Here is an 11,392-nt window from a genome sequence, read left to right as displayed (position 1 = left end):
CCCCGCCGCAGACGGCGACCAGGTTGCTGTGACCGTTGGCTGGAACCACAGCATGACCGGCGCACTGAACACCAAGGCCAAGATCGAGGCCACGCTCTACTCAGCGTCTGGCATCAAACACGTTTATACCGGCAATGTTTACAGCATCAGAATGTCTTAAGAGGCATTTAACGAGCCCCCTGCGCCCCCCACGCGCGGTGCCCGCGGACAGTCCGCAAACCTCGCCACCCGACCCTTTTCATTTCACCTCTCCCGACCCTTTTCAGGACTTTCCCCGGCTCTTACCAGCGGCCCCTGGAGCGTCGCCACCAGCGTGCCCGCCATCATCTACACCATCCCGCCGTCCTCGCCGCTCCACTACATCACCTACGTCCGCGTCTATCGTTACGACACGACGTATGTGTGGGTTGGATACACGCCCGGCTATTACGGCGCGATCATCGGGCCCGACGGCACGGTCGTCTATGGCACCGGCTACATTTATCCTCCCTACGTGAGCGAGACGATCTACGTCTCCTATCCCTGCAGCTACGGCTATTACAGCAACCTTTGCTGGACGCCGTGGGCCGGCTGGGCCTTCGGATTCGCGGTCGGCTGGGCCTGGGGCGACGACTGGGATTACTGGGGACCGTGTCCGCCCGCTCCCTGGTGGGGACCGTATTATCCCTACTGCTATGGCTGGGGCTACAACGCCTACGGCGGCATCACCGCATGGGGGCCCTATGGTTGGGCCGGCACCTCGGGCAACATTTACCATGACAACGGTCCGTGGCACAGCGTTTCCCGCGCCGCCGGCGGCTACGATGGACTCACCGGCAACGAGTGGGCCACGCAATACGGACACGCCTACAACTCCACCACCGGCACCAAGGTCGTGGGCCAGCGTGGCGCGATCGAGAACGTTTACACCGGCAGCTACGCCGAAGGGGGCCGCGCCATCGCGCACAACGACACCACGGGAGTCACCGCCTTTGGGCAGCACGGCACCATTCACGACGGCGACACGGGCAAGACGATCACCGGGGGCTCCGGCACCGTCATTGGACTCGATGGCAAGGTCATCCACACCGCCACCGCGCGCGGCGAGGACGGCGCCATCGCCAACATCAATGGCAACGTTTACGCGGGCCACGACGGCCACGTGTATCAGCGTAACGATGACGGCAGTTGGACGCAGCTCACCAAGCCTCAGCCCGGCCAGTCCGGCGGCGGCGAACGTCGCCCGCCCGCCACTCCCGCCGCGCCCTCAACGCCTGCGCCTGCGCTCAATCCCGGCGAGCAACATCGGCTTGGCGAGGGTGGGGCAGGGGAGCGCCAGCCTGCCTTTGACCACGGAGCGCTCGACCGCGATTTCCAATCGCGCAACCTCGGCGCGCAGCGCGAACGCAGCTTCCAGATGGCGCGTCCCGCCTTTCAGGGATTCGGCGGCGGCGGCTTTCACGGCGGCGGCGGATTCCGTGGAGGCGGTTTTCGCCGCTGAACGTCGCTGATGATGCGGGTGCCGTCCGACGGCGGCGCCTACCACCAGCGATTTTGAGCGGCGGTGTAGAGCGCCTTGTCGAGTTCCGGGAGCTGGGGATGCCAGAGGCGTTCCCACTCCAGGCTGAGGAAACCGTCGAAACGGTCGGCGGAGAGTTGTTCGCGCAACGGCTGCATGGGGAATTCGCCCTTGCTGGGCAGCACGTAGGTGTAGGGGTGTTTGCCGTCGGGCGTAGGCTCGTTGACGCTGTCCTTCACATGCACGTGCACGGTGTGCGCCCGGACGGTTGACCAAGTATCGAAGGGCATCTCGCCACCTTTGCGCCAGGTGTGATGAGCGTCCCAGAGGAGCGAGACGTGGGGCGCGGCGCGAAAAAGACCCTGAAGCGCGGGCGTGTTAACAAAGGTGCCGTGGGTCTCCATCATGAGGTCCACGGCCCAGCCCTGGCGCTGGCGCTCCGCGCGCCACCATGCGAGGGTGTCGGCGGCCTCGGTGATCGACTCGCTCTCGCTGGCCCCGTTGCGTTTGCCGTCGAAAACGCGCATCCAGGGAACGTCGAGGCGGTCGGCCCATTCGACAAACTTGATGAGTTGCTCGCGGTCACCGTCCTTCGCGCCGATGAGACTGAAGGAGGTATCGATGGAGCAGATACGGATGTTGCGCCGGTGGAGGTGGGCGGCAAGTTGCGCGGGCGTGCCGTATTCGCGGGCGAAGAGATCGGGGAGTTCGGTGGTGCCGGAGACGGCGCGCAGCTCAAGCGCGTGAATGCCGTGCCGGGCGGCGAGCGCAATGATGGCGTCGAGGTCGAGGTGGGGGCAGCCAAGGGTGGAAAAGGTGTGGAGTATCATAAGGGTGATGTAGTGCTGGTTGGGATACGGGACCGGGCGGACTTGCGTCAGGCCTCAACGTTGTCCGGCTCGCATCTTGCGCGCAAGGTTCTGTTACGTGACTTTTTCCCTGCTTTTACCGGACCGATGGCCGAAATCGTTTCTCCTGCCATCCGTGTGCAGGAGAACGTCCGGGCGGGGAGGATCATGGTTTTTCCAATGTCTCCGGGGAAGCGGTTGCAAGCGGAGGCGTCGATCCACTGGATGCGACCGGGACGCGAGTCGCGTCGCCGTCGGTGGTGCGTGAAAGAAGCATGGGGAGCGAGGTTTCGAAGGCGCGCAGTTGCTGCGGGGTGGTGCCGGGGTCGCGGCGCAGGGCTTCGAGGATGTCGCGGTGGGTTTTTTCGAGTCCGCTGCGGTCGTTGGCAAGGAGGCGGCGGATGATGCCGAAGAAACCGAGAATCTCACCCCGCGGGCTGCACACGAGCTGCTTGAGCGCGGTGGTGAAAAACATCTCGCCCCGGGAGTTGACCGATTCCTGCACCTTGATGATGGGGACGCGGGTATCGAGGAGGCGTTTTTCGTCGAAGTAAAACGAGTCGGCCAGCGCCTTGGGGAAAATGTCGAAATCCGTCCGCCCCAGAATGTCCTCCTGCGAGCAGGCCAGATGCTCAAGGTGGGCCCGATTGTTGTAGATGAAGCGGCAGCGGTTGTCTTTGACGAAGATGAAATCGCGAACCTCATCAAGGATCATGAACAGGATGTGGCCGCGGTTGGTGGTGATATGGCTGGCGAGGTTGGAGGTGTTGACCGTAAGCATGGGGGATGAGGGCTGGAGGTTTACTAGCAGAGGGTGCCACCGGGATTGACGGCAGGACGGAAGAATGGCGCAGAAGACGGGAGGTGTGAAGCTGTTTGTTGCTAATGGAGTGCATATTTTCCGGCGCGGGGGGGGGGGGGGGGGAGGGTGCCTCCGGAGGGTTTTTTACGATTTGCCGCGTGGCACTTGGCAAGGGCGGAGGATTATGCACCATCCTGCCGATGTTTATCGACGAGTGTGTTATCAAAGCAAAGGCCGGCGACGGCGGCGACGGGGCGATCAGCTTTCGCCGTGAGAAGTATGAACCGTGGGGGGGGCCCAATGGCGGCGACGGCGGCAAAGGCGGCGACGTGGTCCTCATCGGCGACGACGACACGAACAACTTGATCGATTTTAAATACAAACCCCACTGGAACGCTGAGCGTGGCGAATACGGGCGCGGGGCCGATTGCAACGGTCACGAAGGCAAGTCCGCCATTCTCAAAGTGCCTCTCGGCACCGTGGTCATCAACGAGGAGACGGGCGAAGCCGTCACCGAAGTGATCGAGGACGGCCAGCGCATCGTCTTGTGCAAAGGCGGCAACGGAGGCTGGGGCAACACCCACTTCAAATCCGCCACCAACCGCGCCCCCAAACGCAGCAACCCCGGCCAGCCGGGCGAAGGCGGCACTTACCGCCTCATCCTCAAATCCATCGCCGACGTCGGACTCGTCGGCTTCCCCAACGCCGGCAAATCCTCCCTTACCAACCTCATCACCAAGGCCCGTTCCAAGACCGCCCCCTATCCCTTCACCACCCTGCAACCGCAGATCGGCGTGATCGAGTATCCAGAAACCTATGACCGCCTGCTCCTCGCCGACGTGCCCGGCCTGATCGAGGGTGCCAGCGAGAACCGCGGACTTGGCCACCGTTTCCTCCGCCATATCGAACGCTGCACGCTGCTCATGTTTCTCATCGACATGGCCGGCACCGACGAACGCGATCCGCGCGACGACTACGCCACGCTCCTCGCCGAGTTGAAGGCCTACGACCCCGCGCTCCTCAAAAAACCCCGCCTCGTCGTCGCCAACAAAATGGACGAAACCGCCTCCACGGCCAACTACGCCAGGTTTGTGCGCCGCCACAAGATCAAGCCCCTCCCCATCTCGTGTCTCACCGAGGAGGGCATCCCCGCCCTGCTGCGCGCCCTGCGCAAAGGTGTCATTGCGCATGGCGGCGCGCCACGCAAGATGGCGCGACTGCGCGGAGCCACATCCGCCACCACCACCACCGCATCGCCGTCGTCGGCACCGGCATCCTCATAAACCCGCGAGAACCACAAAATCCGCCGGAAACGCATACCGTTATTTACAGCGAACCAGTTTTGCACCACGTTTCGCCGACAACCCACATAGACATCGTTCTCCGAACCACGCCATGATCCTGCGCCGCGCCTTCATTGTCATATATGTAGTTCTCCTCGTGGGAGGCATTACCATCGCGGGTCTCTTTTTCTGGCAGACGCGTCGTGAATATAACCACCTGAAAGAAGTCCACGCGCAGACCGCTCTGCGCCTCGCGGAGACCAAGGCCCGGCTCGACGAGCAAAACAAAATACTGGAACGCCTGCGCACTGATCCCGTTTATATCGAGATGGAAATCCGCCGCCGCCTCGGCTACGCGAAACCGGAAGAGTTCGTTTTCCGCTTTCAGGAATGAGACCACCACCACCCGCCCTGGCGCGACACGTCATCCTGTAATGTTTTCTCGAATACCGCTCTGGTCCTTCTGGCTTTCCCTCATCCTGTCCATTGGCGCCGCCGCCGCACACGCGACTTCCGCCGTGCCTCCTGTCGCGGTTTCCTCCCCCCCTCCCCCCCCCCCCCCCGTGCCGCCCGATGTGATCGACGCCGTGGTTCTCGGCGTCGTCGAAGGCGTCACCGAGTTCCTGCCCATCTCCTCAACCGGGCACCTCGTCATCGCCAACCACTTCCTCGATCTCGAATCCACCGTTCCCCTGCTCGACGCTCAGGGAGCCCCGCTTTGGAGCAAGCCCCCTTCGCCCAAGCACCCGGACGGAGAACCGCTCACCATCAAATCCGCCGCCGACGCTTACGCTGTCATTATTCAGGTTGGCGCCATTGCCGCCGTCGCCCTCATTTACTGGCGGCGCATGCTGGAGATAGCCCGCGGACTTCTCGGGCAAAACACCGCCGGGGTTCGCCTCCTGCGCAACATTGTCCTTGCCTGCATCCCGCCCGGCATCGCGGGCCTTCTGCTCAGTGATTTCATTGACCGGCACCTGTTTTCCATCCGCACCGTGGCCTTCGCGTTGATCTTTGGCGCCATCCTCATGGTGCTCGCCGAACGCTGGCGCAAACACCGCCCCCCCCCCCAGGCCGAGCGTAAGGGCGACGACCTCCGCCCCGGGCAGGCGCTTTTTATCGGCTTCGCCCAGTGCCTCGCTCTCTGGCCCGGCATGAGCCGCTCCATGGTCACGATGGTCGCCGCCTATTTCACCGGACTGCGGCCCGCCCGCTCCGCCGAGTTTAGTTTTCTCGCCGGCTTTGCCCTCCTCTCTGCGGCGGCTCTCTATAAAGGTTATAAGTCAGGTGCCGGCGTGATTGAGGTCTTTGGCTGGAGCAATACCCTGATCGGCATGGTGGTCGCCGCCTTGTCGGCTGCGGTGGCGATCAAGGGATTTGTCGGCTATCTGGCGCGTCACGGACTGGGTGCCTTTGCCATCTACCGCGTAATCCTCGCCGTCGCCTTGCTCCTGTGGGATGCCTTTATATAATCGCCAGCATATAACCAAACCAACCTGACCGACGATTCCGTGACGACCACAATTCCACCTTGCCACCGGTCCCGATGAGGATTGTTTTAAAAACACTGTCAGGTTGTTCGATTCACCACCCAGAGCGGACCGATGGACAATCCTGTTAACTACCAAATCTTGCAGACAAGATGATCACTGCTCCGACTGAACCAAGAAAATGGCGTATCGCCAACCAACTCCGCGAAGCCCGTACGAACCAGGGCCTTTCACAAGGACAACTGGCCAATATCATTTATGAAGCCGGCCTCACTTATTTTAAGCTGAGCCACCTGTCCCGGCTCGAATGCGGATACCTCGACGCAACCCTCACCGAAGTGCGCATTATCGCCACCATCCTCGACGTCCTTCCCGACTGGCTCATTGGTCGCGCCAAGCCGGCGCCTCCTCCCACCGGCGCCCTTGCCTCCACCTCGACACCGCCCATCCCGCTCTCTGGTGCCCCGGCATCGCAGCCCGCCGGTCTGGCCGCCGCCGTCAATGGTTCCAACGGAGCCTCCTCCAATGGTGGCGGCACCACGAATCCCGACGACTGGCCCGACATGGCCCTGCTTGACCGTGGAGAGCAGGACACGGACGTTTTTAAGCAAAAACTCAATGACGGCCTCGTCCGTGCCCAGACCATGCTGCACCGCAGCGGACTTCCCGCCGCCCCTTGGCGTGCTTGGCGCGACTTCGATCGACAGGCGCGCGAATTGCTCCGCCAATTAGGCTGATGGCAATTGGAGGGCGGGTCTCCCGACCCGCCAGACGCGGCGCAGCCGCGCTCTTCCGATCCGGATGGACGACGCTTCGCGTCGTCGGCGGGTCGGGAGACCCGCCCTCCACGGGCCGCTCGTTTCTCCTACGCGGCCACCGCGCGCAGTTCCTCGGCGGTGGTCATGCGCTTCGGGATGACGACTCTCAGCAAGTCGCCGTCGATCTCGGCGCGCAGCGCATCGTAATCGAGACCACGCCCCAGGCGCAGGTGCAATTCGTAGTCGTGCTCGGCGCTCTCAAGGTGGGCGGCCCTCCAGTTGACGCGGACGATGTGCCGCTTGCGGGCGGTGAGGATCAAGTCGGGACCGCGCACCGTGAACTCGACGCCGATGGGTTCCACATTGGGCAGGAACACCGAGAGCGCGACCGCGTCGGCGAGCTCGGTGCAGTCGTAGTGTGGCTTGCGGCTATCGGCGGTCGGGCGGGTGTCCGTAGTATCGAAGCGACTGGCGGGCTTGAGCGGATGGATGATCGTGTGCATGGGAAAAATAGGTTCTTTCAAAAAATTTCTGATTTCGGTTTTCGGGAAAAGTGAGACTTGGTGGTTTGGGTGATGTTTGGGCTTCGGCGAAACAGACAATGCGAGCCTCGCGGACCTTTTGTTTTCGGCCCCCGGGTTTTTCGCAGTTTGGTTTGGGTTATCCCCAAAACCCTGATCGCACTTGGCGAAGTTTAGACCTGCGTTTGGCCCGGGTGGCTTGCGTGTTTATTCCAGGATTTTTGGGATTGGAGCACACGACACATCACGACACAGCCACAAGCGCGGGCCTTCGTAGTCGAAGTGCCGGCGCGGGCGATGTGATGATGATGGACGGTCGTGAACATTTTCCTGAAACGGTGATTGAACATACACAATGCAGACCCCGTGCCAAGTTCGTTGTTGGAAAAATTTTGTTACGATTGCGTGCCGGGCGGCAAATGGCAGGATGCGCACATGGCCCGCCTTGCTGATTCCACCACGACACTTGCCGAGATCAAAACCCGTGTGCTTGCCTTCGCCGCCGAACGCGACTGGGCGCAGTTTCATGCACCGAAAAATCTGAGCATGGCCCTCGCCGCCGAGACCGGGGAGTTGATGGAGCATTTTTTGTGGGCCACAACCGAGGAGTCCCGCGTTCTGGCCGCCGATCCGGCGCGCAAGGCGAAGATCGAGGAGGAACTGGCGGACGTCGTCATCTATGCCTTGGAATTTGCCAACATGACAGGCATCGACGTGGCCGCCGCCATTGAAACCAAGATGGAGCGCAACGCCCAAAAATATCCCGTCGAGAAATCCCGCGGACGCTCGGCGAAGTACACCGAACTCTGAGCAGGGGAGGGGACCAGATACCGGAGGGCGGGTCTCCTGATCCGCCGACGAGACTCGCGTCAGCGAGCCTCGCCCATCCGAATACGGGATTACGATACGGAAGGGCGCGGCTGCGCCGCGTCCGGCGGGTCAGGAGACCCGCCTTCCGCCATCACCATGCGTTGCACCCGGAGTGCGTGGGGGGGGGGGGGGGAGGGGGACGCCTGCGAAAAGCAGGCTTTTCAGCTTCCGGCTTTTCAGCTTTTTCCTCCTGATGCCTGCAACACATCCCCTGGTCGAAGCCGCGGACCTGCTCCGCCAGCAACTGCACGGAGCGCGTTTTTCCGCGCCGGCCGCCCATGTGTATTTGCCGCTTGAATACGCATGGGCCCCGCATGAGCAGTATCTTCGCCGCTACGGCGGCGGACGGAAACGGGTGTTGTTTCTCGGCATGAATCCGGGCCCCTTTGGCATGGCGCAGACCGGGGTGCCCTTTGGCGAGGTGGCGGCGGTGCGCGACTGGATGGGCATTTCGGGCCCGGTGGGACGTCCGGCGGACGAACACCCGAAGCGCCGGATCGAAGGCTTCGCGTGTCCGAAATCGGAGGTGAGCGGACGACGGCTCTGGGGATTGTTCGCTCAAAAATTTGGCACGGCGGAGGCGTTTTTCCATGATCACTTCGTGGCGAATTATTGTCCGCTGGTCTGGATGAGCGCGACGGGCGCGAACCTCACGCCCGACAAACTGTCGTCATCGGAAATTGCCCCCGTTGACGAAGTGTGTCTGGCGCATTTGGCAAAACTCATCGCCGCGCTCCGGCCCGAGTGGCTGATCGGCGTGGGGGGCTATGCGGAAGACAAGCTGACGCAAGCCGCCGCCCGGTTGCCGGGGTTCAAGGGCGAGGTGGGCCGGGTGCTGCATCCCTCGCCGGCCTCCCCGGCTGCCAATCGCGGCTGGGCGGAGGCGGCGACCCGACAATTGACCGCCCTCGGAGTCTGGAGCGCCTGATCCCTTTATTTGGCCGTAAGGTCAGAAACCTCACGCGCCTCTGCGTCTGCTGAAATCTTCTGGAAACGCGCCGTGTCAGCCTTGTAACTCCTTTTCCACTACCGCCTGCACGATCGGTATGAACGCCTCCGCCGCCGGGCGTGTATGCACCCCGCTCAAGTTGAGAAACCCCACCTGACGCCGCAGTCCGGGACGCTCCACGCGCAGCACTGCGCATCCGGCCAGCTCATTGCCTGTCCGCCCCCACAACGCCGACGACGGCACGATTCCCGGCCCCCCGCACTCCCTCACCACCTGCAACAGCACCTCGACCGACCCCGCCTCCATCGCAAACCGCGCCACCCGGCGCACCGAGGCGAACGCATTCAGCATCATCGTCCTCGTCCCATGCCCTGGCGGCAGCGCGATCAACGGCCTCCTCATCAACGCCTCCATGCTCACCCATCTGCTCGTGTCCCCCCGCTCTCGTCCCCCGCGCGCGGCCTTGCCGCCGCCCCCGCCGCCTCCCTGCGCCAGAGGATCATCCTCGCGCACCACCGCCACCAACTCCTCCTGAAACAACAACTGCGCCCGCAGACTCTTCCCGGCCGGTGGCATGTAACCGATTCCCATTTCCACCGTGCCCTGCACCAACGCCGCCTCCATGTCGTCCACCGACATCTCCAGCATTCGCACCCGGATGTCCGGATGCTCCGCGTGAAACCGCGCCACGGCCAGCGGCATCACCCGGTGCGACAACACCGGCAGAGCCGCCACCGTCAGCGACCCGCGCCGCAACCCGCTCAAATCGTCCAGCGAATGCCGCAGATTTTCCATCTCGCCCAGCACCCGCCGTGCGTACGGCAGCAACATCTCCCCGGCAGGCGTCAACCGGCACATCCGCCGCGCCCGGTGAAACAGCGGCGCGCCCAACTCATCCTCGAGCTGTTTGATCTGCTGCGACAACGTCGGCTGCCGCAGCCCGATGATCGCCGCTGCGCGCGTGAAACTCCCTGCCTCCGCCACCGCCCGGAAGTAGAGCAAGTGCCGGAATTCGACCGAATCATTCAAGATAGATGGCATCTATGGATAGGATAGTTGAACCCATCTCCTAGCTGGTATCGTGCCTGCTCTCTCATGGTGACGCCGGAAACGACGTAAAAAAACATCCACCATGAGCAACATCACTGACACGACACGCCAACTCAACCGCCGCGACTTCATGAAACTCGCCGGCGGCCTCACCGCGGGCTTGGTATTCTCCTCTTCCCTCGTCTCGCGCGCCTATTCCCAGGCCGCCTCCTCCACCAAGCGCGACAACGAACTCAACATCCTTTGCTGGGAAGGCTACAACACCGAGGAAGTCCTCGGCCCCTTCCGCCGCGCCCACAAAGGCATCAAGCTCAAGGCCGAGTCCGGCACCGACGACCCGAGCATGATAAACAAACTCCGCGCCGGTGAACTCAAGGTCTGGGACCTCATCAACCTCAACCAATGCTGGGCCCGCGAGCAGATGTGGCCCGAAAAACTCATCGTGCCGCTCAACCAGGAACGCTTCGTGCCGCACCTGGAAAAAATGCTCCCCTGGTTCTACGACAAGAAGACCGGCATCAATCCCTTCGCCCGCTCGCCCGACGGCAAGCAACTGCTCGGCATGATCCAGCGCTTCGGCCCGTTCTCCTTTGTCGTTAACACCAAAAAAATCTCCCGCGCCACCGCCGAGGACCAAGGCTTCCCCATGTTCCTCGATCCCAAGTTGAAAAACCGCTACGGCATCCTCGCCTACGACAACTGGAACGTCATGCACCTCTGCTTCACCGCCGGCTTCAGCCCCTTCAAAGTGCACACGCCCGCCGAAGTCGAACTCTTCAAAAAGACCGCGCAGCAACTCTTTACCAACGCCAAGATGATCTCCGGCGACCTCGTGCAACTCAACCAGGCCCTCGTCAACGGCGACATTGACTGCTACTTCTCCGGAGGCAACTACACCGCCTCCACCGCCCGCCACGAAGGCTTTACCGAAGTCCGCGGCATCTCGCCCCTCCGCGGCCCCGTCGATGGCAAAGGCGCCATGCAGTGGTTCGAGCTCACCTCGCTCGTCAACAACCCCGACCTCAGCCCGCGCGCCGCCGACTTCCTCGAATTCGTGCAAAAACCCGAAATCTGCAAAGCCGTCGCCTTTGCCGAAGGCACCTTCAATCCCGTCTCGCAAATGGCCCAGCCCGCCGTCTTCGCCAAGTTCAGCAAACAAGAACTCGATGCCATCCAGTGGGACAGCCTCGAAGAAGAGATGCACCGCAGCGTCGATTACCAAGTCGTCCCCGACAACGACCTGCTCACCTCGATCTACAACGAAGCCAAGCGCACCCGCAGCTAACGGACGGAGCCTGCTGCTCCACATCCCGATGTTTCAGG

General features: G+C 62.6%; 12 protein-coding genes. 8 read left to right on the top strand and 4 right to left on the bottom strand.

What is annotated here, in order from left to right:
* Window positions 1-313 precede the first annotated feature (313 nt).
* Complete coding sequence (locus tag OBACDRAFT_RS24605; protein ID WP_052362569.1) at window positions 314-1,480, top strand: hypothetical protein; 1,167 nt, start codon at window positions 314-316, stop codon at window positions 1,478-1,480.
* A 38-nt stretch (window positions 1,481-1,518) separates the two neighbouring features.
* Here the strand turns inward: OBACDRAFT_RS24605 and OBACDRAFT_RS24600 are convergent, their stop codons facing one another.
* Both OBACDRAFT_RS24600 and OBACDRAFT_RS24595 read right to left on the bottom strand, forming a co-directional pair.
* Window positions 1,519-2,328 carry a sugar phosphate isomerase/epimerase family protein gene (locus tag OBACDRAFT_RS24600; protein WP_043589827.1) on the bottom strand — a complete coding sequence of 270 codons (810 nt, stop codon included), beginning with the start codon at window positions 2,326-2,328 and terminating at the stop codon, window positions 1,519-1,521.
* Between the two features lie 184 nt (window positions 2,329-2,512).
* On the bottom strand, window positions 2,513-3,127 hold the full coding sequence (locus OBACDRAFT_RS24595) for a PAS domain-containing protein (RefSeq protein ID WP_064500190.1): 615 nt from the start codon (window positions 3,125-3,127) through the stop codon (window positions 2,513-2,515).
* Window positions 3,128-3,348: 221 nt separating this feature from the next.
* Here OBACDRAFT_RS24595 and obgE point away from each other — a divergent pair, with 221 nt between their 5' ends.
* The 4 genes from obgE (at window position 3,349) to OBACDRAFT_RS24575 (ending at window position 6,658) form a co-directional block, all read left to right on the top strand.
* Window positions 3,349-4,431, top strand: coding sequence for a GTPase ObgE (gene obgE, locus OBACDRAFT_RS24590; RefSeq protein WP_052362567.1), 1,083 nt, complete (start codon window positions 3,349-3,351; stop codon window positions 4,429-4,431).
* A gap of 112 nt (window positions 4,432-4,543) precedes the next feature.
* Window positions 4,544-4,825 carry an FtsB family cell division protein gene (locus OBACDRAFT_RS24585; protein WP_043589825.1) on the top strand — a complete coding sequence of 94 codons (282 nt, stop codon included), beginning with the start codon at window positions 4,544-4,546 and terminating at the stop codon, window positions 4,823-4,825.
* A 40-nt stretch (window positions 4,826-4,865) separates the two neighbouring features.
* Window positions 4,866-5,903, top strand: coding sequence for an undecaprenyl-diphosphate phosphatase (locus OBACDRAFT_RS24580; protein WP_081722335.1), 1,038 nt, complete (start codon window positions 4,866-4,868; stop codon window positions 5,901-5,903).
* A gap of 170 nt (window positions 5,904-6,073) precedes the next feature.
* Window positions 6,074-6,658, top strand: coding sequence for a helix-turn-helix domain-containing protein (locus OBACDRAFT_RS24575; protein ID WP_043589824.1), 585 nt, complete (start codon window positions 6,074-6,076; stop codon window positions 6,656-6,658).
* Between the two features lie 128 nt (window positions 6,659-6,786).
* On the opposite strand, the gene OBACDRAFT_RS24570 is transcribed toward OBACDRAFT_RS24575, so the two are convergent.
* On the bottom strand, window positions 6,787-7,203 hold the full coding sequence (locus tag OBACDRAFT_RS24570) for an Hsp20/alpha crystallin family protein (RefSeq protein WP_232767785.1): 417 nt from the start codon (window positions 7,201-7,203) through the stop codon (window positions 6,787-6,789).
* Between the two features lie 432 nt (window positions 7,204-7,635).
* On the opposite strand from OBACDRAFT_RS24570, the gene OBACDRAFT_RS24565 reads away from it, so the two are divergent.
* Together OBACDRAFT_RS24565 and OBACDRAFT_RS24560 are read left to right on the top strand one after the other, a co-directional pair.
* On the top strand, window positions 7,636-8,010 hold the full coding sequence (locus OBACDRAFT_RS24565; protein WP_043589857.1) for a nucleotide pyrophosphohydrolase: 375 nt from the start codon (window positions 7,636-7,638) through the stop codon (window positions 8,008-8,010).
* Between the two features lie 253 nt (window positions 8,011-8,263).
* The gene (locus OBACDRAFT_RS24560) at window positions 8,264-8,998 is read left to right on the top strand and encodes a uracil-DNA glycosylase family protein (protein ID WP_043589820.1); all 735 of its coding nucleotides are present in this window, start codon (window positions 8,264-8,266) and stop codon (window positions 8,996-8,998) included.
* Window positions 8,999-9,073: 75 nt separating this feature from the next.
* Here OBACDRAFT_RS24560 and OBACDRAFT_RS24555 read toward each other — a convergent pair whose 3' ends face one another.
* Window positions 9,074-10,048 carry a LysR family transcriptional regulator gene (locus OBACDRAFT_RS24555; RefSeq protein ID WP_269799098.1) on the bottom strand — a complete coding sequence of 325 codons (975 nt, stop codon included), beginning with the start codon at window positions 10,046-10,048 and terminating at the stop codon, window positions 9,074-9,076.
* Between the two features lie 103 nt (window positions 10,049-10,151).
* Here OBACDRAFT_RS24555 and OBACDRAFT_RS24550 point away from each other — a divergent pair, with 103 nt between their 5' ends.
* Window positions 10,152-11,354: an ABC transporter substrate-binding protein gene (locus OBACDRAFT_RS24550; protein ID WP_088179343.1), complete on the top strand. Its 1,203-nt coding sequence runs from the start codon at window positions 10,152-10,154 to the stop codon at window positions 11,352-11,354.
* Window positions 11,355-11,392 lie beyond the last annotated feature (38 nt).

It is taken from the genome of Geminisphaera colitermitum TAV2 (assembly GCF_000171235.2).
In the GTDB taxonomy this organism is placed as follows: Bacteria; Verrucomicrobiota; Verrucomicrobiia; order Opitutales; family Opitutaceae; genus Geminisphaera; species Geminisphaera colitermitum.
This window is presented reverse-complemented; position numbering and strand designations above follow the sequence as displayed.